This is a genomic window from Pelodictyon luteolum DSM 273 (assembly GCF_000012485.1).
Taxonomy (GTDB): domain Bacteria; phylum Bacteroidota; class Chlorobiia; order Chlorobiales; family Chlorobiaceae; genus Chlorobium; species Chlorobium luteolum.
The window spans coordinates 622,990-647,396 of sequence record NC_007512.1 but is presented as its reverse complement, the minus strand read 5'-3'; the positions used below and the strand labels follow the sequence as shown (position 1 = coordinate 647,396).

General features: G+C 58.3%; 22 protein-coding genes and 2 tRNA genes. 12 read left to right on the top strand and 12 right to left on the bottom strand.

Annotated features, from left to right (window positions below):
* Window positions 1–100 precede the first annotated feature (100 nt).
* Window positions 101–1,129, top strand: coding sequence for a rod shape-determining protein (locus PLUT_RS02870; RefSeq protein ID WP_041464013.1), 1,029 nt, complete (start codon window positions 101–103; stop codon window positions 1,127–1,129).
* Between the two features lie 34 nt (window positions 1,130–1,163).
* Here the strand turns inward: PLUT_RS02870 and bshA are convergent, their stop codons facing one another.
* Window positions 1,164–2,315, bottom strand: coding sequence for an N-acetyl-alpha-D-glucosaminyl L-malate synthase BshA (gene bshA, locus PLUT_RS02865; protein WP_011357311.1), 1,152 nt, complete (start codon window positions 2,313–2,315; stop codon window positions 1,164–1,166).
* Between the two features lie 173 nt (window positions 2,316–2,488).
* Between bshA and PLUT_RS02860 the strand changes: the two genes are divergently transcribed.
* On the top strand, window positions 2,489–3,703 hold the full coding sequence (locus tag PLUT_RS02860) for a methionine adenosyltransferase (RefSeq protein ID WP_011357310.1): 1,215 nt from the start codon (window positions 2,489–2,491) through the stop codon (window positions 3,701–3,703).
* 31 nt (window positions 3,704–3,734) lie between these two features.
* Window positions 3,735–5,114: a cation diffusion facilitator family transporter gene (locus PLUT_RS02855; RefSeq protein ID WP_011357309.1), complete on the top strand. Its 1,380-nt coding sequence runs from the start codon at window positions 3,735–3,737 to the stop codon at window positions 5,112–5,114.
* A 16-nt stretch (window positions 5,115–5,130) separates the two neighbouring features.
* Here PLUT_RS02855 and PLUT_RS02850 read toward each other — a convergent pair whose 3' ends face one another.
* Window positions 5,131–6,105, bottom strand: a complete 975-nt coding sequence (locus PLUT_RS02850) for a calcium/sodium antiporter (RefSeq protein WP_011357308.1) — start codon at window positions 6,103–6,105, stop codon at window positions 5,131–5,133.
* 176 nt (window positions 6,106–6,281) lie between these two features.
* On the opposite strand from PLUT_RS02850, the gene PLUT_RS02845 reads away from it, so the two are divergent.
* Both PLUT_RS02845 and PLUT_RS02840 read left to right on the top strand, forming a co-directional pair.
* Window positions 6,282–6,845 carry an SRPBCC family protein gene (locus PLUT_RS02845; protein ID WP_011357307.1) on the top strand — a complete coding sequence of 188 codons (564 nt, stop codon included), beginning with the start codon at window positions 6,282–6,284 and terminating at the stop codon, window positions 6,843–6,845.
* An 11-nt stretch (window positions 6,846–6,856) separates the two neighbouring features.
* A complete protein-coding gene (locus PLUT_RS02840; protein ID WP_011357306.1) occupies window positions 6,857–7,900 on the top strand; it encodes an SDR family oxidoreductase in 1,044 nt (347 codons plus the stop codon).
* Window positions 7,901–7,914: 14 nt separating this feature from the next.
* Here the strand turns inward: PLUT_RS02840 and PLUT_RS02835 are convergent, their stop codons facing one another.
* The 6 genes from PLUT_RS02835 to groES form a co-directional block, all read right to left on the bottom strand.
* Window positions 7,915–8,961 (bottom strand): glycosyltransferase family 2 protein, encoded by a 1,047-nt coding sequence (locus PLUT_RS02835; protein ID WP_011357305.1) that lies wholly within the window; start codon window positions 8,959–8,961, stop codon window positions 7,915–7,917.
* Window positions 8,958–9,770 carry a tryptophan synthase subunit alpha gene (gene trpA, locus PLUT_RS02830; protein WP_011357304.1) on the bottom strand — a complete coding sequence of 271 codons (813 nt, stop codon included), beginning with the start codon at window positions 9,768–9,770 and terminating at the stop codon, window positions 8,958–8,960. Before trpA ends, PLUT_RS02835 begins: the two co-directional genes overlap by 4 nt.
* 11 nt (window positions 9,771–9,781) lie before the next feature.
* Window positions 9,782–10,423, bottom strand: a complete 642-nt coding sequence (locus PLUT_RS02825) for a CPBP family intramembrane glutamic endopeptidase (protein ID WP_011357303.1) — start codon at window positions 10,421–10,423, stop codon at window positions 9,782–9,784.
* A 53-nt stretch (window positions 10,424–10,476) separates the two neighbouring features.
* Window positions 10,477–11,160, bottom strand: coding sequence for a 7-cyano-7-deazaguanine synthase QueC (gene queC, locus PLUT_RS02820; RefSeq protein ID WP_011357302.1), 684 nt, complete (start codon window positions 11,158–11,160; stop codon window positions 10,477–10,479).
* Window positions 11,161–11,278: 118 nt separating this feature from the next.
* A complete protein-coding gene (gene groL, locus PLUT_RS02815; RefSeq protein ID WP_011357301.1) occupies window positions 11,279–12,922 on the bottom strand; it encodes a chaperonin GroEL in 1,644 nt (547 codons plus the stop codon).
* Between the two features lie 47 nt (window positions 12,923–12,969).
* Window positions 12,970–13,257 (bottom strand): co-chaperone GroES, encoded by a 288-nt coding sequence (gene groES, locus PLUT_RS02810; RefSeq protein ID WP_011357300.1) that lies wholly within the window; start codon window positions 13,255–13,257, stop codon window positions 12,970–12,972.
* Between the two features lie 156 nt (window positions 13,258–13,413).
* Between groES and PLUT_RS02805 the strand changes: the two genes are divergently transcribed.
* On the top strand, window positions 13,414–13,713 hold the full coding sequence (locus PLUT_RS02805) for a hypothetical protein (protein WP_011357299.1): 300 nt from the start codon (window positions 13,414–13,416) through the stop codon (window positions 13,711–13,713).
* A gap of 6 nt (window positions 13,714–13,719) precedes the next feature.
* Here the strand turns inward: PLUT_RS02805 and uvrA are convergent, their stop codons facing one another.
* Together uvrA and PLUT_RS02795 are read right to left on the bottom strand one after the other, a co-directional pair.
* Complete coding sequence (gene uvrA, locus PLUT_RS02800) at window positions 13,720–16,590, bottom strand: excinuclease ABC subunit UvrA (RefSeq protein ID WP_011357298.1); 2,871 nt, start codon at window positions 16,588–16,590, stop codon at window positions 13,720–13,722.
* Between the two features lie 24 nt (window positions 16,591–16,614).
* Window positions 16,615–17,025, bottom strand: a complete 411-nt coding sequence (locus PLUT_RS02795) for an RrF2 family transcriptional regulator (protein WP_011357297.1) — start codon at window positions 17,023–17,025, stop codon at window positions 16,615–16,617.
* A 129-nt stretch (window positions 17,026–17,154) separates the two neighbouring features.
* On the opposite strand from PLUT_RS02795, the gene PLUT_RS02790 reads away from it, so the two are divergent.
* Complete coding sequence (locus tag PLUT_RS02790; RefSeq protein WP_011357296.1) at window positions 17,155–18,033, top strand: alpha/beta fold hydrolase; 879 nt, start codon at window positions 17,155–17,157, stop codon at window positions 18,031–18,033.
* Window positions 18,034–18,078: 45 nt separating this feature from the next.
* On the opposite strand, the gene PLUT_RS02785 is transcribed toward PLUT_RS02790, so the two are convergent.
* The gene (locus PLUT_RS02785; protein WP_157858120.1) at window positions 18,079–20,763 is read right to left on the bottom strand and encodes an LPS-assembly protein LptD; all 2,685 of its coding nucleotides are present in this window, start codon (window positions 20,761–20,763) and stop codon (window positions 18,079–18,081) included.
* Between the two features lie 99 nt (window positions 20,764–20,862).
* Between PLUT_RS02785 and trpB the strand changes: the two genes are divergently transcribed.
* The 5 genes from trpB to PLUT_RS02760 all read left to right on the top strand — a co-directional run bounded on the left by trpB (window position 20,863) and on the right by PLUT_RS02760 (window position 24,179).
* Window positions 20,863–22,062, top strand: coding sequence for a tryptophan synthase subunit beta (gene trpB, locus PLUT_RS02780; protein ID WP_011357294.1), 1,200 nt, complete (start codon window positions 20,863–20,865; stop codon window positions 22,060–22,062).
* Between the two features lie 106 nt (window positions 22,063–22,168).
* Window positions 22,169–22,241, top strand: a tRNA-Gly gene (locus PLUT_RS02775).
* Between the two features lie 119 nt (window positions 22,242–22,360).
* A complete protein-coding gene (locus PLUT_RS02770) occupies window positions 22,361–23,473 on the top strand; it encodes a transporter substrate-binding domain-containing protein (RefSeq protein ID WP_049752412.1) in 1,113 nt (370 codons plus the stop codon).
* 102 nt (window positions 23,474–23,575) lie between these two features.
* Window positions 23,576–23,662 (top strand) — tRNA-Ser (locus PLUT_RS02765).
* A 142-nt stretch (window positions 23,663–23,804) separates the two neighbouring features.
* Complete coding sequence (locus tag PLUT_RS02760; protein ID WP_011357292.1) at window positions 23,805–24,179, top strand: rhodanese-like domain-containing protein; 375 nt, start codon at window positions 23,805–23,807, stop codon at window positions 24,177–24,179.
* 35 nt (window positions 24,180–24,214) lie between these two features.
* Here the strand turns inward: PLUT_RS02760 and PLUT_RS02755 are convergent, their stop codons facing one another.
* Window positions 24,215–24,403: a hypothetical protein gene (locus PLUT_RS02755; protein ID WP_011357291.1), complete on the bottom strand. Its 189-nt coding sequence runs from the start codon at window positions 24,401–24,403 to the stop codon at window positions 24,215–24,217.
* Window positions 24,404–24,407 lie beyond the last annotated feature (4 nt).

Below are 24,407 nucleotides of genomic sequence, written 5' to 3'. Positions count from 1 at the left end.
AATTTCTATTAAGTACTTTAGAGGTCAAACACCTTGGAACACAGCGGAAACGAGCTCTTTTCCAAGACACCCATGCACAACATCCAGATCCATGCCCGCCATGAGCTTATTCAACAGTCTGTTCCGCGACATTGCCATCGACCTCGGAACAGCCAACACCCTTATTTTCATCCGCGATCAGGGTGTCGTCCTCAATGAGCCCTCCATCGTTGCCCGTGACCGCAATACCGGCAAAGTCGTAGCCATCGGCCACGACGCCCTTCTCATGCACGAAAAGACCCATCCGGGCATCGTCACCATCCGTCCGCTCGCAAGCGGCGTCATCGCAGACTACGAGGCCACAGAAGAACTCATCAAGGGACTGATCAACAAAACCAAGAGCAAGTTTTCCTTCGGTATCCGCCGCATGGTGATCGGCATCCCCTCAGGCATCACTGAGGTGGAAAAACGCGCCGTGCGTGACTCGGCAGAACATGTGGGTGCAAAAGAGGTCTACCTCATCGCTGAACCGATGGCGGCTGCCATCGGCATCGGACTTGACGTGAAGGAGCCGATGGGCAACATGATCGTCGACATCGGGGGCGGCACCACGGAAATCGCGGTCATTTCGCTCGGAGGCATCGCCTCGGGTGAATCGCTGCGCGTTGCCGGCACCGACATCACCAGCACCATCATCCGCCACTTCCGCAAGGCTTACAACCTCGCCATCGGCGAGCGTACGGCTGAGGATGTGAAAATCAAGATCGCCTCCGCCTACAAACTCGACAAGGAAATGACCATGACCGTCAGAGGCCGCAACCTCGTCACGGCACTTCCCGAAGAGCGCGAGGTCAACTCTCCCACCATCAGGGAGGCCATTGCCACCCCGATCAGCCAGATCATCACATCTATCAAAAAGAGCCTTGAAGTCACCAAACCGGAGCTGTCAGCCGACATCCTTGACCGCGGCCTGTTCCTTGCCGGAGGCGGAGCACTCATCAAGGGTCTCGACAAGAAGATCAATGAGGAGACCAAGCTCGCGGTCCACATCAGCGAAGACCCGCTGACCGCTGTTGCCAGAGGCACCGGCGAGGTCCTCGAAAACCTCGACAAGTACCGCAGCGTCCTCATTTCGACCAAGCGCTATTGAGCCCGGAACCTACTACTCTAAAAGCCCCTGCTCCTCAGGGGCTTTTTCTTTTCCCCTCCTGCATGAGCTCCCTGTAAAACGCCTCGTACCGGTCCACCAGAAGCGCCGTCTCGTAACGCCTGGCCTGAAGGACGCATGCATCCGAAAACGCATGCCACATGCCGCCGTCCGAAAGGAGCTGCCTGGCGCGCCCGGTCATTGATGCCACGTCGCCCGGCCTGCAGAGGAACCCGTGGCGACCGTCTTCGATGAACTCCGGGAACCCGCCGACATCGGTACCGATGACCGGCACCCCGCAGGCCATGGCCTCAAGGGCGGCAAGGCCGAACGATTCCGCATTGCTCGGCATCAGCATGAGGTCGGAAACCGAAAGAAGCGGCACGATCTCATTGATCTTGCCGAGGAAACGCACCCTTGAAGTGATGCCGAGCCTCCGCACCTGCGTTTCCGCCTCGCTCCTCTCCGGCCCGTCGCCGACAAGCAGCAGCGTCGCATCAATACTGTCGACGAGGCCGTGAAAGACCTTGACGATGTCCCCGATGCACTTCACCGGCCTGAAATTGGAAATATGGATCACGGTCTTGCCGGAGCCCAGCCCGAGCTCCTTACGGAGATCCGGATTCACGCTCCGGGTGAAAAGAGACGTGTCGACGAAATTCGGGATTACTGCGATATCCTTCTTGGGGAGGAACATCCTCACCGTTTCATCTTTCAGGTACTCCGAAACCGCCGTCACCCCGTCGGACTTGTTGATCACGAGCCGGACGGCGGCCTGCATGCTGCTGTCGGCACCGACAACCGTGATGTCGGTCCCGTGAAGCGTGGTGGCGAGCCGGAAACAGGACGCGTCCGGGCATCGGTCCTCAAGCATCTGGCGAGCAAGCATGGCGCTCATGGCATGGGGAATGGCATAGTGGGCGTGCACCACGTCGAGTTCCTCATACCAGGCAACTTCCGCGATCTTCGAAGCCAGCGCCAGCGAGTGGAACGGGCAGTCAAACAGCGGATAGTGCATGGCCTCCACCTCGTGGTAGAAGATGTTGGGTGAAAAGGAGCCCATTCTGAACGGAGCGCCCTGACTGAAAAAGTGCACCGTGTGGCCTTTGGAGGCAAGTGCCTTGCCAAGCTCCGTAGCAACCGCCCCGCTGCCCCCGTAGGTATGGTGGCATGATATTCCGATTTTCATCCGTACTGATTTGTCTTGTGGATTCAGGACCGACACTATCCCAAAATATAAAAAGACGCCCAGCAACCAGCATTCGGAGCGAAAATCGACACCCCATCCTTGCAGAGGGCTCAAGGGGTTTCATACCTTTCAATATCCCCCTTTGTCAACTATCCACCCGAGGAGCGCGCACGATGGAAAAGGGAGCGGGGATCATTGTCGAACAGGACCGCAGCACCACGGCGGAAGGACGTATGGTCGAGCTGGTTGAACGAAAAGGCATTGGACACCCCGACACCATCTGCGACTCGGTGATGGAAGCGGCATCGCTGGCTCTGTCGAAAGCATACCGCGAACAGTTCGGAAGGATCCTCCACCACAACCTTGACAAGGGGCTGCTCATCGCGGGGCGCACAGCGGTGAAACCGGGGGGCGGCCGGGTGCTTGAGCCGATGAAGATGATATTCGGGGACAGGGCCACGTCCCTCCACCGGGGGGTCAAGATTCCCGTCGGGGAGATTGTTGAAGCCGCAGCGCAAAGCTGGCTGCAGCACAACCTCCGTTTCGTCGATCCGCTTCGCCACATTACCTTCCAGAACGAAATCAAGCCCGGCTCGGATGAGCTCACCGACCTTTTCTCACGGCAGCTCCGTGGAGCGAACGACACCTCTGCAGGTGCAGGGTATGCCCCGCTCAGCGCCACCGAACTGATGGTCCTCCAGATGGAGCGCTTCATCAACTCCTCCGGTTTCAAGAAGCGCTTCCCGGAATCGGGTGAGGATGTGAAAGTGATGGGGTTCCGGAACGCAGGGCAGCTCACCCTGACGGTGGCGATGGCGTTCGTCGACCGGCATATATCCGGCGTCGAAGACTATTTCATGAGGAAATCGGCCATACTGGAGGTACTCAGGCAGTTCGCCATAGAGCAGGACCATCCGTTCGAGGGGATACAGGTGGATTTCAATACGCTCGACGACCCCTCGCGCGGGACCGGCGGCATGTACCTGACGGTACTCGGCACCTCCGCCGAGGGAGCTGACGGAGGAGAGGTCGGGCGGGGCAACCGGGTCAACGGCCTTATAGCCTTCGGCCGGCCTCTGAGCCTCGAAGCTGCAGCGGGCAAGAACCCGGTGAACCATACCGGGAAGATCTACAACATCCTTGCCTTTGAAATCGCCCGGCGCATCCACCGCGAGACAGAAGCCGTTCTGGAGGTCTCGGTGTTCCTCTGCAGCCAGATCGGCAGGCCGCTCTCCTCTCCCCTTGCGGCATCGGCACGGGTGGTTCTCCAGGGGAAAACCAGCATTGAAGAGGTCAGGGGCGCCATCACCGGCATCATGGAGGACGAACTGGCACGGGTCGAGGATTTTACCCGCAAAATCGCCGAAGGAGCATTCCCGGTCTGCTGAATATGAGCAAAATGGTGCTATTTTGCTCCTTATGGACACCACCGGAAAAAAACAGCGGGTCGCACTCTCCTCCGTTGCGGCCAGCGCCCTCCTCACCCTCATGAAGGCTGTGGTCGGCATCATGACCGGCAGCATCGGCATCATCTCCGAAGCGGCACACTCGATGCTCGACTTCGGCGCAGCGGCCCTCACCTGGTATGCAGTCAGGATGAGCGGCAAACCGGCAGACAGAAAACACCATTACGGCCACGCAAAGGTTGAAAGCGTCACCGCACTCATCGAAGCCGGCCTCCTCTTCGTCACCTCCCTCTGGATCATCTATGCGGCAACGGAACGGTTGATTTCAGGAACAACGGAGATCGATGTCACATGGTACGCCATCGCCGTCATCGTCCTCTCCATTGTGGTCGACATCTCACGGGCAGGGGCCCTGAACAAGGTTGCCAAAGAGACGGGTAGCCAGGCGCTCGAAGCCGATGCCCTCCACTTCACCTCCGACATCCTCAGCTCCGCCGTGGTGCTGGCCGGCCTGGGCTTTGTCCGGCTCGGCATCGGGTGGGCTGACGCTGCGGCCGGCATTGCCGTAGCGCTGCTTGTCGCAAAGGCGGCATTCACGCTCGGCAAAAAAACCATCGACGTACTCACTGATGCCGCCCCCGAAGGGATTGCCGACAGGGTGGAGGAAATCACCCGGAAAATCGAGGGAGTCATCGATATCGACAAAATCAGGGTAAAGCCCACCGGACCTCAGGTCTTCATCGAAATGTCCGTCACCCTCAGCCGGACTCTTTCGGCTGAAAATGCACGAAGGATCTGCACGGACATAGAGGAGCGGATTCACCGGGAGTTCCCGGTTGCCGACATGACCATCAATACCCGGCCGGTTGCCCTGACCGGAGAATCGATTGCCGAACGGGTACACGTGACCGGCCTGAACCACGGACTCCACGCCCATAACATCGCCACAGGATTCAACGACGGGGTGAGTCATGTGACCTTCGATGTGGAAATCGAGCAGACGCTCACCATCCGCGAAGCGCATGATGCCGTCAGCGCACTTGAGCATGACCTGCACCGGGAACTTGACGGGAACCTTGAGATCTGCATCCACATCGATCCGCTCCGGAGCACAGAACGGCCCACAGCTCCGGTTCCCGAAACAGAGGCCGCCTCGCTCCGTACCCTCATCAGTGCAGCCGCGGACCACATCGAGGCCATCGAGGACGTGCACGACATCACGCTTCTGAAAACGGAGGCAGGCAAGCTCTTCATCACCCTGCACTGCTCATTCCCGGGTGACAAACCGCTTGAAGCAGTCCACACTGCCACGAGCCGCCTTGAAGGAGCCATCTACCATGCAATCCCGGAGGCGGGAAAGGTGGTGATACACGCCGAACCGCTTGCCGGATGAGGGTGCGGGCAGATCTTCAACCGTGCTGGAAGGAGCTCACGACGAGATAGACCGTATAGGCGATGTAGCATCCCAGAAGAACCGCACCCTCAACCCTGTTGATACGGCCCTGCCGGCTGAAGCCGAACCCGAAAATGAACAGTGAAACCGTGAGGATGGCCATGACGGGGATGTCACGCAGGAAGACCTCCGGCTGAATGGCAAAGGGATGGATGACTCCGGCCAGGCCGACGACCATGAGGGTGTTGAAGATGTTGGAGCCGAGCACATTGCCGAGAGCAATGTCGTGCGCCCCTTTCCGGGTTGCAACAACCGAGGTTGCCAGTTCAGGCAGGGATGTGCCGACGGCAACGACCGTGAGACCGATGATGAGATTGCTCACACCAAGCTCGGCGGCAATCCCGACAGCTCCCCACACCAGCATCCGGGAACTGAGCACCAGCAGCACCAGACCGATGCCGAGAAAAAACAGCGACCGGGAAAGCGGCATGGCATGGATATCCAGCTCAAGATCAATCTCGTCGGCAAGAGCATCGCTTTTTTTATAGAGCCCTGCAACCACCGTAAAGGTCAGCATGAGGGCAAACACGCCGAGCAGCACCAGCGCATCCACCCCGGAGAGATACCCGTCACGAAGCTGGAATGCCGCAAGTGCGGTAATGGCTCCGAGGACGGGGAGTTCCTTCCGAAGAATCTTCGATTCCACATTGATCGGGCTGATGAGGGCCGTAAGACCGAGGATGAGCGCGATATTGGTGATATTCGATCCGTATGCGTTGCCGATGGCCAGGTCCGGGTTGCCCTCGATGGAGGCCAGAGCCGACACGGCCATTTCAGGTGCAGAGGTCCCGAACCCGACGACGACCATGCCGATGAGCAGCGGCGGCAGCCCGAAATGGTCGGCAAGGGCTGCGGAGCCTTCGACAAAACGCTCGGCGCTCCATACCAGAATGGCAAGACCAAGGACGACTGCAAAAAGGAAAAGCAGCATAGGTGAATTGTTGTCGGGATCGTTGGTCTCGGCTGAAGAATGGATTGTGAGCTGAAGTTATCAGCTAATCGGCAAAAAAACAATCCACCACACTCACGAGGTTGAAGAGGGAACAAATAACTTCCGTCAAAGCTTAGAGTTAACAAAGATTGTTTTACAAGTTTGACACCGATGCCATGCAGAATAAGCCACAGTCGATTGACTCCTTCGTACCGACACACCCTCTCCCGGGTATACTTCGCGCAGGCGAGGCCACCGTGCAACTCAGGTTCCTTGAGAACGACATTCTGGGCGTCAGCGGAGCCATCCTCGTCAACGCTCCGCCCGCTTTGCTCTGGCATGCTTTGACGGAATACGACAACCTCCATAATACCCTGCCGAAAGTTGTCCAAAGCAGACTGGTATCAAGGCAACAAGGATCAGTGGTCCTTGAGCAGACAGGGAAAACCGGTATATTCTTTTTTGAAATCACCGTCCGCTTCCGGCTCAAGGTGAGGGAGGATCCCTTCAATGCCATAGCCTTTGAGCAGGTCGACGGGGATTTCAGCATATACAGGGGAAGCTGGAAGCTGGAGCCGGTGGAGGATGGCATCCGCACCCTCCTATCCTACAGCGCTGAAATCCGCCCGGACTTTTTCGCACCCTCTTTCCTTGTGGGATTCGTCCAGCGTCAAGACCTGCCAGAGATACTCAAGGCACATAAAAAAAGAGCGGAATCCCTCTGGAAAGAACAACAATAGAACCTGCTTCCATGACTACGCCCCGCACCATCTCTGTTACCGGAGCCTCCGGCTATATCGCATCCCACATCATCGAGCAGCTCCTCAAAGAGGGGTACGGGGTACGGGGGACCGTGCGCCGCACTGCTTCAGCATACCCCTGGCTCACGGCACTCAAGGGAGCAGCGGAGCGCCTGGAACTCTTCAGCGCCGATCTTCTGGAAGCAGGCTCGTTCGAACGGGCCCTCAGCGGCTGCGATACACTTCTTCATACGGCAAGTCCCTACGTCATCAATGTCAACGACCCGGAGCACGACCTTCTGGCACCAGCACTCGAGGGCACCCGCAATGTGCTCTCAGCCTGCCAGCGGGCAGGAACCATTCGGCGGGTGGTGCTCACCTCTTCAATCGCCGCCGTGACCGATGAGCCCGACAGCAGGCACACCTTCACCGAAGCGGACTGGAACAGTCGTTCCTCACTCGGGCGCAACCCATACCACTATGCCAAAACGATGGCCGAACGGGCCGCCTGGGAGTTCATGGAGCGTGAAAAGCCCGGGTTCAGCCTCGTCGTTTTGAACCCGACGCTCGTCACCGGTCCATCGCTGGGTCCCGGCGTCAACACGACGAACGGCATTCTCCGCGACATCCTCACGGGCGTTTATCCCGGAATCATGGACATGAACTGGGGGTTCGTCGACGTGCGAGATACGGCAGCGGCCCACATCCTGGCAATGAACACCCCGGAGGCCCGGGGCCGTTACCTCTGTTCGTCCGGAGAGCTGACGATGCACGAAGTGGTGGATCTCCTCCGCCAGAACGGATACAGCGGCTACCGCCTGCCGAAGATCGATCTATCTTCGAAAGCCGGCACCGCCCTCATGAAGATGCTTTCCTATACCCAGCCGAAAGATACCGGCACCTTCATCCGCACCCACATCGGAAGGGCGATACATATCAGCAATGAAAAAATCAGACGGGATCTGAAGATGACCTTCATGCCTCCCGAGAAAAGCATTCTCGATGCAGTCGGGGACATGATAAGCCAGGGGCACCTGGCGGACAAAAAAAGCTGAAGAGCAGAGGCCGCCTATCGTCTCAGCAGCTGGAAAAAGGGCATCCCGCTGAACACCACCCGCTCACCGACTTTCCTCGAAGACTGCACATGACGACGCTTCCGGAGGGTGAGGGGAAGCTGGAGGAAAGCATCCCGCATCGCACGGAAAACCGCAGCGGCCTTGCGACGGCCTTCGGGAGCATGAGGGAGGTAGTAGAGGACAGCAGCGAACTCAAGGAGATAACGGAGAGGAAGGATCCTGAACAGCCCCCCCGTACTCCGGTTCTTCAGGAGCATCAGCATGTTGTTGCGATGGTTGAAATAGATTTTTTCCGGTGATCCCTCCCCCAGTGAAGCGCCCCCTTCATGAAAAACCTCTGCTGCGGGAGCGGAGCGGACCGACCAGCCGGCAAGCAGAAGACGCCAGGCCAGATCGATCTCTTCCATGTGCATGAAAAAATCTTCGTCGAAGCCGCCAACACCCTCTATTGCCTCCCGACGGGCGAACATCGCCGCGCCGGATGCCCAGAAAATGGAGCGGGGTGCGTCATACTGCCCCCGGTCGGTCTCGGAACCGGTGATGGTCCGGCCGAGGCAGTAAGGATATCCGAGCCGGTCGATCATGCCGCCGGCCGCACCGGCGTAGTCGAACATGCGCCGGGGTCCGACAACGCGTTTCATGGAAAGCAGTTTCGGCTGGAAAGCCGCTGCCCCGGGGTGGCAGAGCGCCTCGTCTACCAGATGGTTCAGCCAGAGCGGATCCCTGACGACGGTGTCGTCATTCATGAACACCACGAACTCTGCCCTGGAGTGCTTCAGACCTTCATTGCATCCGCCCGCATACCCTCTGTTCTCCCCCAGACGGTAAAGGCGGGCTGCAGGATAGGCAGCAACGAGAGCGTCAAGGCCTGCCAGAAAACCGCCGTTGTCAATGACGATGATGCCCATCCCCGGATAGTCGGTAAGGGCAAGCGAGCCGAGGCATCGCTCCAGCATGTCGCGCTGGAGGTAATGGGGGATGATGATGTCGACCGATGGCCGGCCGGCAATGACCGGAGGTCTCTCTTCAGGACCAGTCACCGCAGCCCCCGCCAGAATTCTCCAGCCCTACGGGCCGCCTCCCCGGGGTTCGGGGCTCCGGCGATATGCTCGAGGAGGGCGGTGCCGACCACCGCCCCGTCGGCCAGGCGCCACATATGCTCAACCCTCGCCCGGTCCCTGATGCCGAACCCGACCACGAACTTCTTCCGGGCATGCAGGCGGACCCGCTCAAGGTACCGGTCAACCGAAGCTTCGGTTGATGCGTCGGCAAGCTTTGCGGTCCCGGTCGTGGCGTTGACGGCCAGGCAGTAGGAAAAGTCTGTCGAGAGGCTGTCGATCCATTCGATCCGTTCCGGAGGAGTCACAGGGGAGATCAGGTAAACCACCGTAAGGCCGAGAGATTTGGCCCTCTGAAGGAAGTCAGCCGACTCCTCGGGAGGAAGGTCCGGAATGAGCAGCCCGTCCACCCCTGCTTTGACAGCATCGTGGAGGAAACAGTCTCCTCCGTATGCGATAAGCGGATTGCTGTAGCCCATGAGGAGAATCGGAACTGTGATTTTCCTGCATCCTTCCCCCGCCCTGGCTTTGCGGACCAGCTCAAGCAGGCTGCGGACACTCACGCCGTTCCGGATTGCGATGTGCGCCGCATTCTGGATCACCGGACCATCGCCGACCGGATCGGAAAAGGGTATGCCGAGCTCGATGATGTCGGCGCCACCATCCTGGAGTGCCTCAAGCACCGGCAGCGTGGAGCCCGCTACGGGAAACTCGGGCATGTAGTAGGCAAGCAGGAGCTTGCGGTCCTCACGGAGCCGTGCCGTTATCCTGTTCTCTTTCTTCTGTGTCAATCGGGTCTCCCTCAGAATAGCATTTGCGGTATCACGAAGATGTCGAGCACCATCGAAATCATGGTGATCATGTGTACAAGCACGCTCCCCCATACGTTCCGGGTCTTCAGCACCAGGTATCCTCCAAGAATGCCGATAGGAAATGCCATCATGGCCATCATGGCACGTTCAAGCATCCCGACAGGGGCCACCGCGAAATGGTTCAGGGCGTAAAGGAGGGTGGTGAGGGCAACGGTGAGATGGGGGTTCATCCCCCGGCCGATCATGGCGGAAAAGAGCACGCCGCGCCAGAGGAACTCCTCGGCGAGGATCAGTACCGGAAACAGATACAGCAGTGAGCGGTGCACGAGCAGCACCTGCATCTCCACCATCGGAGCTCCGCCGTTTTTGTAGTAGAGAACGGTGTTGGTGATGTCCATCACGAAAAGGACAAGTCCGGCAAGCCCTCCCCAGAAAAGCGAACGGCGGAGCTGGCCGCCTGAAAGCCAGATCGACTCCCAGCCACCATTCCGCCCGAGGAAAATGGCAAGGCCGATCGAGCCGATGACATACAGTGCCAGCGCCGGCCACTCCTGGAGCGGTGTGAAGTGCCCGGCAAGGCCGGACAGCCAGATCAAAACGACAAGGCCGAGCGCCAGGGGTAAGCTGGACATGCCTCTGGGGGATGTGGATCGGGTCATTTTCAGAAAATGTTTTACTGTAAGGGTCAGTCAATATACTGCGGTCGGACCTCATAATCAATCGGGTCGCGGATCCCCTGAAGCTCGAACGCCCTGAGCCTGCGGGCGCAGCTGTCGCAGACCCCGCATGCCCTGCCTTCACTCCTGTAGCATGACCAGCTGTGCTCGAAAGGCGCACCGAGCTCCATGCCGTTCCGGACGATCTGCGCCTTCTGCATGGCGATGAGCGGGGTAAGGATGGTGATGCCGGTTTCGGGCCTGGTGCCGAGCTCGATCACCCGGTTGAAGGCATCGTAGAAAACACGGCGGCAGTCGGGGTATCCCGACGAGTCCTCCTCCACCGCCCCGATAAAGAGCCGCTCCGCCCCTATCACCTCCGACCAGCTGACGGCCATGGAGAGGAAACAGGCATTGCGGAACGGAACGTAGCTGGTAGGAATGCCCGACCCCCGGAGATCGGCGCCGGCAACCGGCATGGAGTGATCGGTCAGCGAAGAGCCACCGATACGGCCGAGGAAATCTGCATTGACTTCCAGACGCTCCGTAATGGAATAATGATCTGCGATGCTGCGGAACGACTGCAGCTCCTTCTGCCAGGTACGCTGGCCGTAGTTGACATGCATGGCGGCAAGTTCGTACCCCTCGCGGTGCGCAATTGCCGTGGTGACGAGACTGTCCATCCCGCCGCTGAGAAGGAGAACGGCTTTCATCGTAATGGTGATGCTTATGGTGTTGAAAGAAACCTGTCTTTGAAGGTACAAAAAAAAAGAGGCCGTCTCAGCGTTGCAGCTGAGACGGCCTCTGTAAGAGAGAATGAGAGAAACGGGATCAGTACATGCCACCCATTCCACCCATGCCGCCCGGAGGCATTGCAGGCATGTCGGACTTGTCTTCCTTGATGTCGGTGATGCAGGCTTCGGTGGTCAGAAGGATGCTGGCAACAGATGCCGCATTCTCGAGCGCGCTGCGGGTAACCTTGGTCGGATCGACCACGCCGGCCGCCACAAGATCCTCGTACTGCTCAGTGCGGGCGTTGAAGCCGAAATCGCCTTCACCCTGCTTCACACGCTCAAGGACAACCGCGCCATCGGTGGTGCCGGTGTTGGCAACAATCTGGCGGAGGGGTTCTTCAAGTGCGCGGCGGATGATATCGATACCGGTCTTCTGGTCCTCGTTGTCTGCGATTGCGTTGGAAAGGCCCTTGATCGCACGGATCAGAGCCACACCGCCGCCGACGACAATACCTTCCTGCACTGCGGCACGGGTTGCGTGCAGCGCATCTTCAACACGGGCCTTCTTCTCCTTCATCTCGACCTCGGTGGAAGCACCGATGTTGAGGACGGCAACGCCGCCGGAGAGTTTTGCAAGGCGCTCCTGCAGCTTCTCGGTGTCGTAGTCGGAAGTCGACTTGTCGATCTGGCCCTTGATCTCGTTGATGCGTGCCTTGATCTCGTCCTGAGTGCCTTTGCCTTCGACAATGGTGGTATTGTCCTTGTCGACGGTAATGCGGGCAGCCTGGCCGAGATAGTTGACGGTGGCGTTCTCGAGCTTGTAGCCCTTCTCTTCGGAGATGACGGTACCGCCGGTGAGGATGGCGATGTCCTCAAGCATTGCCTTGCGGCGGTCGCCGAAGCCCGGAGCCTTCACGGCGCAGACTTTCAGGGTGCCGCGGAGGCGGTTGACGACGAGTGTCGCGAGTGCTTCGCCTTCGATGTCCTCAGCAATGATGAGCAGCGGCCTGCCGGACTGAGCGGACTTCTCGAGGATCGGAAGCAGCTCTTTCATGTTGCCGATCTTCTTGTCATGGATCAGGATCAGCGCGTCTTCGAGCTCAGCCTCCATGGTCTCGGAATTGGTCACGAAATAGGGAGAGAGGTAGCCGCGGTCGAACTGCATGCCCTCGACAACCTTCAGCTCTGTCTCCATGCCCTTTGCTTCTTCAACGGTGATGACGCCGTCTTTTCCGACCTTGTCCATGGCTTCTGCAATCAGCTCGCCGATTTCAGGATCGTTGTTGGCCGAAATGGTGCCGACCTGTGCGATCTCTTTCTTACCGGAGATGCTGCGGCTGATGTTGCGGAGCTCGGCGACAACCTCTTTCACAGCGCGGTCGATGCCTCTCTTGAGGTCGATCGGACGTGCGCCTGCGGCGACGTTCTTCAGGCCTTCACGGTAGATGGCCTGTGCAAGGACAGTTGCGGTGGTGGTACCGTCACCGGCAACATCGCTGGTCTTGGAAGCCACTTCGCGAACCATCTGAGCACCCATGTTCTCGATGGCATCATCGAGTTCAATTTCCTTGGCAACGGTAACGCCGTCCTTGGTGGAGGTCGGTGCACCGAATTTTTTGTCGATAAGAACATTGCGGCCGGCAGGTCCGAGCGTGACTTTCACGGTGTTGGCCAGCTTGTCGACGCCCACTTTCAGTTTGGCACGTGCGTCGGCATCAAAGAGAATATCTTTAGCAGTCATTGTAAAGCGTTCCTCCTGTAAGGGTTAGTAAGAATTATTTATGGCTCTCAGGCGAGAATGGCGAAAATGTCGGACTCGCGCATGATCAGGTAGTCCTCACCTTCGACCGAGACCTCGGTGCCGGAATATTTGCCATAGAGCACCTTGTCGCCGGCTTTGACCGGCATGGCGAGCAGCTGTCCGCTGTCGGACATCTTGCCGGCTCCGACGGCGACGACTTCGCCGTACATCGGTTTTTCTTTCCCGGTGTCGGGAATGTACAGGCCGCCCTTGGTCTTCTCTTCTGCGGGTGCGGGCTTAACAATAACTCGATCAGCTAACGGTTTCAAGTTCATTGTCTTCTCTTGTTTGGGTTTTGGATTAATAGTGCGATACTATTGTAAGGCAATTATTGTGTTCAGCGTTAGCACTCAACAACGCCGAGTGCTAACAGAACACTGCAGTATAAAAAAATTCACGCTCCATACAAACTGTTTTCAACAAAGATCGACATGAATATGCAGGAAGAAATTGAGAGCCGGCTGCAAAGCCTCGTCGGCAAGGTCGCCATGGAAAAGCTGGACAGCATCCTCTCGAAGATAAAAGACGATACAGCGACCTCGATTGACCGGGAGCATGCCGCCATACTCCGTGAGATACAGGCTTTGGCAAAAAACCGCCTGTCGGTTGAAGTGAATGAGAGCGGATTCAGGCGGGGTGACGAGGTGTGGGTGGAACGCACTTCGGAATCGCACTTCCCGCACATCAGACTGCACGGGGGTGCGCTTGAAGACGATCCGATCCTCGACTGAGCCTGTCTAGGTCACCTTCTTCGTCTTTCCGAGCCTCCTGAAGAGCGGCTGCAGGTGACGGCCGGTGAGCGACTGCTCCATCCCGGCAAGATCTTCCGGCGTACCTTCGCCGATCACCTGGCCCCCCCGGTCTCCCGCACCCGGACCGAGGTCGATCACCCAGTCCGCCTGGGAAATGATGTCGGGGTTGTGTTCGATGACGATGAGGGTGTTGTGTTGCTCAAGCAGCTTCGAAAAACACCCCAGAAGTTTGCGGATATCCTCAAAATGCAGGCCTGTTGTCGGCTCGTCGAAAAGGAAGAGGGTGTGCTCGACATCGGCCCGCGCAATGAAGCTCGCGAGCTTCAGGCGCTGGGCTTCGCCGCCGGAAAGGGTGCTTGAGGACTGGCCGAGGCGGATATAGCCGAGTCCGACCTCGTCAAGCACACCGAGCTTCCGGGATATGCTTTTTTCCCGGGCGAAAAACACGAGCGCCTCTTCCACGGTCATATCGAGCACCTCTGCAATCGAACGGCCGCGGTACTTCACCTCCAGCGTATCGGCCTTGTAGCGCAGTCCGCCGCACTCCTCGCAGACCGCTTCGATGTCGGCGAGAAACTGCATTTCGATCTTCACGCTCCCCTCTCCCGAACAGGCCTCGCAGCGGCCGCCGGGAATATTGAACGAAAAATACCCCGCCTTCCACCCCCGTGCTCTCGCGTCGGGAGTCTGGGCGAATACGGAGCGGATATCGTCGAAGATCTTCAGATAGGTCACCGGGTTACTCCTGCTTGACTTGCCGATGGGCGACTGGTCCACATGCTCGACACGGTCTATCTGCCACCCGCCGGTAATCGCGCGGTGGGTGCCCACCTCGTCCTTCACACCCTCCTTCTCGCGCATGAGGCCCCGGTTGAGGATGTCGTTGACGAGCGTCGACTTGCCAGAACCGCTCACGCCGGTGACGCAGGTCATGACACCAAGCGGGAAACGCACGTCGATGTTCTTAAGGTTGTTCTGCATGGCCCCGTTGATTTCGATGCAGGCCGTAAAGTCCGGAGTCCTGCGCACTTCCGGCAACGGAATGGAACGGCGGTCCTGCAGGTACTCGGCCGTCATTGAAGTGCCGGAACGCTTCATCTCCTCGACTGAACCGTGGAACACCACCTCTCCGCCGAGCCTGCCGGCCTGGGGACCGAGATCGATCACCTCGTCGGCCGCCTCGATGATTTCGCGATCGTGCTCGACAACGACGACCGTGTTGCCGAGATCGCGAAGTTTCTGGAGCAGTGTGATGAGGCGGGCCGAATCGCTCTGGTGCAGACCGATGCTCGGCTCGTCGAGAATGTAGATGGCGCCGACCAGAGGAGAACCGAGCGAAGTTGAAAGGTTGATGCGCTGGAATTCGCCGCCGCTGAGGGTGTGGGTAAGGCGGTCGAGCGTCAGGTAGTCGAGGCCCACGTCAAGCAGGTAGCCGAGCCGCTTCTCGATCTCCTCGATCACCGATTCTGCCACCTTGCGGTCGAACGGAGAGATCTCAAGGTTTTTAAAGAACGCATGGGCATCGGCGATGTTCATACGGGCCACATCAGTGATATTCCGGCCGGATACACGGACAAGGCGGGCATCGGGGTTGAGACGGGAGCCTTCGCAGTCGGGGCAGATCGCATAGCCGCGGTAACGGCTGAGGAACACCCTGAAATGCATCTTATAGCCGGCATCTTTCTCGATTTCAGCAAAAAACGGCCATATGCCGCGGTACCCGGTGCCCGGCACACCCTTCCAGATCCGCTCCTTTTCTGCATGCGACAGCTTTTCATAGGGAACATCGACCGGGATGCCGGCTTTCGGAGCCGCAAGAAGCAGTTCCTCGAGGTTCCATCGGTACTTTTCCGAGTTCCAGCAGACGATTGCACCTTCTGCAAGCGTCAGCGAACGGTCGGGAACGACGGCATGTTCATCAATGCCGGCGATGCGCCCGAATCCCTGGCAGGTGGTGCAGGCACCGATCGGGGAGTTGAAGGCGAACAGCTGCGGGGAGGGCTCCTGGTACTCAATGCCATTGAGCTCCAGCCGGTCGCTGAACCGGTAGGTCTTCCCTCCGACCACCTGCAGCACCGCATGGCCGCCCGACTCGCTGAAGCAGGACTCAGCCGCCTCGGCAACGCGGCTCTGGAACTTCTTGTCATGACGGGTCACAAACCGGTCGACAAGCACAAGCAGTGCTCTGCGGGCGGCTTCGCTCATCATGGCGACCTTCCTGCAGTCGTCCGGGCTGTTAAGGTCGAGTACGGTGTCGCCGGACACCACCCGGAAAAATCCCTTCTTCAGCAGGTTTGAAATTTCCTCATCGACTGTGCAGAGATGATGACTGCCGTCCTCATGGGAAGGAAAAAGGAATCCCGCATAGAACTTCGTTCCTTCCAGAAAAAAGCCGGCCTGCATGACCACATCGTCCGGGGTATGCTTCAGCACCAGTTCATTGGTGTCGCGGGAATAGATCTTGCCGATGCGGGCATAAAGCAGGCGAAGGTAGTCGTATATCTCCGAAACGGTACCGACCGTCGAGCGGGGGTTGCGCGGTATGGAGCGCTGTTCTATGGCAATGGCCGGAGCGATCCCCTCAACCACCTCGATTTCGGGGCGCGGCATGCGCTCGAGAAACTGGCGCACATAGGCCGAGAGCGACTCGACATAGCGACGATGCCCCTCGGCATAAAGGGTATCGAAAGCAAGGCTCGATTTGCCCGAGCCGCTGACGCCGGTGAGCACCACGAACCGGTTTCGAGGAATACGGACGGAGATGTTCTGGAGGTTGTGGGTGGTGATGCCTTTGAGGACTATATCCGGCAGACTCGGTTCAGCCGGCGCCGAACCCTTGAGCCTATGATTGGTCATGAGCGGTGCTTCTTGTTTCGTTGTTTACGTCTCCGTATCGAGGAGGGCCTGAACGGTCGTGGATGCAAGGAGGCCCTGGATCCGGTTCTGAAGGCTCGTCATGTATCCGCGGTGGGGACAGGATGAGTATATCTCGCAGTTGTCGGCCTTCACGACGCAACGGACCAGATGCGGGGCACCCTCTATGGCCGTGCCGATATCGGCGACCGTGATGCTCTCGGCCTTGCGGGCAAGCTGATAGCCACCCTTCACGCCCTGTACGGAACTGGCTATACCAGCCCGCGTGAGGCTCTGCATGGCCTTGGCGAGGAACTCCGGAGAAAAACCTATCTCCTCGGCCATCTCCTTCACGGTCACGACTCGGTCGACTCCCCGGGAGGCCAGATAAGCCACCGCGTGAAGTCCATATTCAAATTTTCTGGATACCTGCAGCATACGTGTTCAAATCTCCCCTGTTGCACTGGGCCGTTCTATTCTCTTCGACAATATACGCTTCATTAATGGGACTCAACCGGTATATTGTACAGAAAGTTTAAGCATCACCGATCCTAAACAGCCGATACCATGAAGGAAACAGAAAAAGACCGCCACTTCCTCTGGCAGCTCAGCGAAGAAACCGGAGCAAAAATCCGCTACAGGGAGTACGGGCCAAGTGATGCCGCCGGCACACCGATTCTCTTTCTCCACGGGTACGGGGCCATGCTTGAACACTGGAACCTGAACATCCCGGAGTTTTCCGGGCACCGGAGGATCTACGCGATGGACCTCATCGGGTTCGGCCGGTCTGAAAAGCCCAATGTGCGCTACAGTCTCGAGCTGTTCGCCGCCCAGATCGAGGCGTTCCTGCAGCTGAAAAAGCTCCAGCGTATCGTCATCGTAGGTCACTCCATGGGAGCGGCCAGCGCCATCTGGTACGCAGACCACCGTCCGGAAAAAGTCGAGGCGCTGATTCTTGCCAACCCCTCGGGGCTCTTCGGCGACACCATGGACGGGATGAACAGCGTCTTTTTCGGGCTCGTCGGCTCGCCCCTCATCGGCGAGGTACTCTTCACTGCATTCGCAAACCCCGTCGGCGTCAGCCAGAGTCTGGCCCCGACCTACTACAACCAGGCGAAGGTCAACCTCAAGCTCATCACGCAGTTCACCAGGCCGCTCCAGGACCGGGGCGCAGCATGGTCCTATCTGTCACCATCGCGCAGGCCCGGCGACTTCCGGCTGGACGACCTTGAAAAGCCCTCGCACTACAAGGGAAAAGCATTTCTGATATGGGGAGCCGAAGACACGGCGCTGCCGCCGCACAAAATCATACCGGAATTCCAGCAGCTCCTGCCGCAGGCCGGAGCATGGATTATCCCGAAGGCAGCGCACTGCATTCACCACGATGCCGATGAAGCCTTCAACGAGAGGCTTCAGGCAATTCTTGATTCGATTGAATCAGCCTGATGCACGATGAGCGGGGGATGAACGGGCGATAGCCCGGCAAAAAGGTCAGATCCCTTCTTTGAGTTCGCTGAGGGAGGTGCCTTTCTTGCTGAACTTGATGTCGCGCAGCTGCGGCGCCTTAAGACCGATCTGGATGGAATAGCTCTTGAACACGCCGGAAGGCACCCACTGGAAACTGAGCTGCCAGCAGTGCAGGTCGCGGTTGACCTGCACCATCGGAAACACCACGTTGTTATTGAGGAAATCATAGCCGCTGTTGACAGCCACCTGCCAGTTCCGGGTGAGGCCGATCCTCAGCATGGCATTCAGGAGCGACATGGAAGAAGGGGACGATGCTGCATAACTCCTATTGGGGTCATGGTCGGTGTAAAGGAACATCGACATGCGCAGCTGCCAGGGAATACCATAATCGATATCGCTGAAATCGCCCATATTGAAACGTTCGAGAAAGAGTGCCTGATTGGAATTCATGACAAACGGCACTCCGCTGTCGCGCACCGAAGGCCTGGGGGCGGAGCCCTTCCGTTCACCCTCGAAACTCACACTCATGTTCACAAACCCCTTCACAAAGCGCAGCAGCCCGTGACCGTCATCACTGCTGGAGCGGTCTATACGCTCTCCGGTTGCGGGGTTGAAGCTGTAGTAATCGTACATGCCACCGGTGCTCAGCAGCAGGTGATCGGAAATGGCATTGCTTGTCGCCAGAACAGTGATGGGCGCAAGAGGCATGGACTCGGCCGCAAAGTTGTAGGACGTCGCTGCCGTCAGTGACAGAAGCTGGCGTGAGTAGTCACCGCCGTCCTCCGCACCCGGTGAAGGGTACTCCCCGCCGCGGAACCTCCCCTGAATGAGGTTGCGGAGACTGATGCCGATGGTGCTCTGTCCGGCAGCCACACCCGTGTACATCGGACTCTCGAACCTGCCATACCGCAGCGGGTCGGCCCATTGGTAGGAGGAGTCATAAAAGTCCGTCCCGGGATACTCCGGGTTCCAGGCGTAGGTGAGGGTTGGGATGAATACATGGCGGAGCGCTTTCATCCCGGTCAGGTTCTCAAGAAAGCCGGTACCGATAGGACGCCCGTAGAGACGGGTAGTGCCGTCAAGGGTGAAGACCATGCTGGAAAACGGATCGCCGTTACCCGCATCGGGTTCGTAATGGTTGAGGGTCAGCGCAGGATTCAGGTGGAAGTGCTTGTTGATGCTCGACTGCATGCGCAGCGGCATGACCAGCCGTGAACCGCTGAAGGCGTGGGCAGAGAGCGTCGTATCCGGCACAACCGACTGCGCGCTGAGTCCCAGGGTATACAGGGCACTGAAGTTGTCGGAATAGCGGTGGAAATACCCGGCTTCGGTGTTGGCGTTCAGGATGTGGCCGTCGGTCGATGTGCCGGTGCCGCTCGCGATGAAGTCACCGATGTAGGATACCCCCGAACTGAGCGACAGGTCGCGATGCCAGTCGTCTGGCCCGGCATCGAGGTACGGGTAGAGCCTGTTCTGGAAAAACAGGGCGCTGATGCGCTGCGAGGAGTTGCTGTTGCGCAGATCCTCCGAGCGGCTGTAGCCGAGGGAGGCTATGCTGTTGTTGTCGTCGAAAGTCTTTGCGATGTATGCCGAGGCGTTAGACTGCTCCGAGACGATGGACTGGGAATCGATGGAGTTCAGGTCTGTCTCCCGCTCACCGCCGTAGAACTGGAAGTTGAGGCCGAGGCTTGTCGTCGGATCGACCATCTGAGTGTGCGCCATGTTGTAATACCAGCTCTTGGAAAGCCCCTCAGTCTTCTGCTCGCCCGTGATGGAACCCGAATAGTCCCCGTACTTGACGTAACGGAACCGCTCCGCCGTGCGGCTGTCGCTGTTGGCGTGCAGGTCGCCCTCGAGCCGCAGATCCATATAGTCGTTCATTGCCCAGTAGTAACCCACACCAGAGAGCATGAACCCGCCCCCGTCCTCTCCCGGACGGGGGATCAGCAGGCCGGACTTCCGCCCCGAGCTGATGGGAAACACCATATAGGGAAGCGGAAGAATCGGAAGGGCGGGAAGCCGGTAGGAAAATATCTCCGGACGCACGTACATCACCAGCGGCCATGCATGCAGCCTGCTGTCGGGGACGACGTGCATATGCGATGCCGAGAACCAGTAGTGCGGCTCCTCGTCGTCGCAGGTGGTGAAGGAGCCCCCCTTGATGCTCAGGTCACCATCGGGAAGGCGCGTGACGTCATTACCGCTGAAAATGATATTCTGGGCAACGGATGAGGCTTTGAAAGTCTTGCCTTTCTGGGTATCGAAGTTGTAGGTTATCGCTTCGCCCTCGAAACTCCCGCCGGCATCAGAAAATGTCGCCGGCTCATCAAGCACATGTTCGCTGTCGAACTTTCCGAATGCGGTCAGAGTGGAAGAGTTCCTGTTGATAAGGATCTTCGAGCCCCTGATGTTCGTTCCTCCATCAGCGACCGAGCCTTTTCCCCAGAGTTCGACAATCTTGGTGTCAAGATGATAGACCATCGAATCGCGCGCGGCATAGCTCACCGGACGTGATGGCGTTCCCTGGGAATCGTGGCCTGAAGCAAGGGAATCCGTCTTCTCCTCAGGGAAAGCGAAGTTGTAACGGGAGGAGGAAGAATCCTGTCCGGCGCTTTCCGCGGCATGCACGGCGGCAGGTAGGATGGAAAGGCAGACCAGCAGCAGCAAGCGTCTCAGCGGTCCCGTAATCTGTCGGTCAAAAAGCTTCACGCAGTTCAGGCGTCTCTCGGGTTGTGATATTGGCCGGTAAATTATTAAATATAGATATTATTTAGTCAATCCCACGCCACAGAACCAGTGATCAAGTCCATGTCGACAACAGCATACTCAGCCCCTGACTCCGCAGGCAAATTCGGTGCATTCGGCGGCCGGTTCACCCCCGAAACCCTCATGCAGAACGCGGCCGGTCTGGAGGCCGAATACCTGAAGGCAAAATCGGATCCTGAATTCCAGCGCACACTCGAGGGACTGCTCGGCGACTATGTGGGACGTCCGACCCCGCTCTACCATGCCGAAGGGCTCAGCGGCATGCTCGGCGGTGCAGAAGTCTGGCTGAAACGCGAAGACCTCTGCCATACCGGAGCACATAAAATCAACAATGCCCTCGGTCAGGTGCTGCTTGCCCGGAGGATGGGAAAGCGGCGCGTCATCGCCGAAACCGGCGCCGGCCAGCACGGGGTGGCCACAGCCACCGTCTGCGCCCTGTTCAACCTCCAGTGCGTGGTCTACATGGGTGAGGAAGACATCCGCCGCCAGGCACCCAACGTCGCCCGCATGAAGCTGCTCGGCGCCGAGGTCCGCCCTGTCTCAAGCGGATCACGAACCCTAAAGGATGCTACGAGCGAAGCCATCCGGGACTGGATGAACAATCCGGAAGAAACGTTCTACATCATCGGTTCCGTCGTCGGCATGCACCCCTACCCCATGATCGTGCGCGACTTCCAGGCTGTCATCGGCCGTGAAACCCGCCGCCAGATACTGGATAAGGCAGGCCGCCTGCCGGACGTCATCACCGCCTGTATCGGAGGTGGCAGCAACGCCGTCGGTATGTTCTACGACTTCCTGCCGGACGCCGGCAGCATCGAACTCATCGGCGTCGAAGCCGCCGGCGAAGGTCTTGACCGGCGCCACGCCGCCTCCCTCACCATGGGCAGCCCCGGCGTGCTTCACGGCGCCATGACCATGCTTCTCCAGAACGAGGACGGCCAGATACAGGAAGCGCACTCAATATCAGCAGGACTTGACTACCCCGGTGTCGGCCCCGAGCACTGCCACCTGCAGGAACTCGGCCTCGTCAAGTACACCTCCGTCACCGATGCCGATGCCCTTTCGGCGCTGCGTACGCTGGCCGAAACCGAAGGCATCATCTGCGCCCTCGAATCGGCCCATGCCGTCCGCTACGCCATCACCCGGGCCCCTGAAATGGCTAAGGACAAGATCATCATCGTCAACCTCTCCGGACGCGGCGACAAGGATATGGGGACCATCATGGAGGAACTGAATCTCTGAAAAGCCCCTGAAGACGGGCATCTCGGGGCACAGAAAAAGATTCTGAGGAAAAATCACCTGCCAGTTGCACAAAAAGAAAATATCCTTATATTTATGGCTCATTAACGCGGGAATAGCTCAGTTGGTAGAGCACAACCTTGCCAAGGTTGGGGTCGCGAGTTCGAGTCTCGTTTCCCGCTCCGGAAGACGAAAAGCCTCTGATACAATTCAGAGGCTTTTCTGCTTTCAGGACCACCCTCTGCTCATATTGAGGCGGCAACGCCATCAGGCCCGCATGAGCTTAAACCCAATCTCGAGCATGCAGACACCCCATCGACACCGGCTGAGCGCCATGATACCCCATAGGCTTGCCCTCGTCTCACTTCTGTTCATGATCATGCTGTCGTCCGCATGCCTCCGCACTGCAGATGGGACGGAACGGGAACTCAAAATTGCGACCAAGCACGCTCCCCCTTTCGCAATGCAGGATGAACACGGCAAGTGGAACGGGCTTTCCATTGACCTGATCACTGCCATTGCCGAAAAACAGGGGTTCCGAGCCACCTTCGTACCGATGAGCCTCCTGGACATGCTTGAAGCTGTCAACCGGGGGGAGGTCGATCTTGCCGCCGCAGCCCTCACCATGACGGTGGAACGAGAGAAACAGCTTGATTTTTCCCACCCCTACTTTCAATCGGGGCTTGCCATCGCTGTCAGGGAAAAGGAAGACGGATGGAAATACGCCCTCGGCCGCCTCTTTTCTCCCGCATTTCTCCGGATACTCGGCGGGCTCTCGCTGTTGCTGCTGCTCTCAGGTTTCCTTGTCTGGCTGTTCGAGCGCCGCCAGAACCCCGGAGACTTCGGAGGGGGACCGGCTGAGGGCATATGGTCGGGATTCTGGTGGGCGGCCGTCACCATGACCACCGTCGGGTACGGCGACAAGGCACCGAAAACCCGTCCGGGAAGAATGGTCGCCCTTGTCTGGATGTTCACGAGCCTGATCGTCATCTCCGGCTTCACCGCCGCCATAACGACATCCCTGACCGTCGGGTCTCTCGGCAGCGGCATTCAGGAGATGGACGACTTGTATGGGAAGAAAGTCGGTACCCTCGAAGCATCGACCAGCAGTAGCTTCCTTGAGGAACTGGCAATCAAGGGCCAATACTTTCCGACGGTAAAAGAGGCGATGCAGGCACTTGAAAAAGGTCAGATCGATGCCGTTGTTTACGATGAACCGATACTCCGCTACATGATAACATCTGGGGAGATACACGGAGTCAGGGTAGTTGAACGTTCCTTCAAGCCTGAATACTATGCCTTCGCCCTGCCCCCTGGAAGTCCCGAAACAGAAACCCTGAACAGGAACCTGCTCGGTATCATCAACTCCCTGGCATGGAAAGAGATCAAATACAAATACCTCCGGGAGGAGTAACAGGCAGGCGCCCTTACCTGAGGCATTACTCAAGACTGGAAATTTGGGAATATCTGTCCATTTGTTAAATTCAGAACCCTCGGCCTGCAAGCCGGAACGCCTGGAGAGGTGGCAGAGTGGTTGAATGTGGCGGTCTCGAAAACCGTTGTGCGCGCAAGTGTACCGAGGGTTCGAATCCCTCCCTCTCCGCAGACAGAAAAGCCCCCGTTATGGGGCTTTTTCTGTTCTTTCCACCCTATAAGACCTCGACCCCGCACTTTCCCTCTGTGCTACTTCCTCCGATTTTCGTATTATCCCCCGCATTGATCATTAAACAAGCATATGGGCATATATGGCCAAGGTTAAAGAAGTAAACCCCACCACCGCATTCGACATGACGAAAAAAGGCGCGCTCATCGTCGATGTCCGTGAGCCGCATGAAGTTTCGAGAAAAGCTTTTGATGTGGCGGATGTGATGCTGGCCCCCATGAGCCGTTTTTCAGGCTCCATGGCGGAAATACCCGCAAACAGGAACGTCATCATGGCCTGCCATAGCGGCAGCCGCAGCATCATTGCCGCCAGAATGCTGGCAGAGCACGGCCATAAAAGAGTGACCAACATGCAGTACGGCATCGCATACTGGGAACGCGCCGGGCTTCCGGTAAAAAAAGCGCCGAAAAAGCCCCCGTTCGTCTGGCTGAAAAAGCTGTTCGGCAAGGAAGGATAAGCGACCCCGTCGTGCGCGTTAAGGGGGGCGCCGCCTTATCCCTTACGAGGAATGTAGGCATTCAGACCGATGGTCAACGGCTTTCCGTCCACCTTCACCTCCGTCACCGCATTTCCCCTGGTGCTGGCCACCACGAGTGTCTTGCCGGAAGAAGACGGCGTGGGTTTCTCAAGATCGATCTCGATACAGAGTTTCCCATCCCTGATTTCCACATGCATGGCCATGACC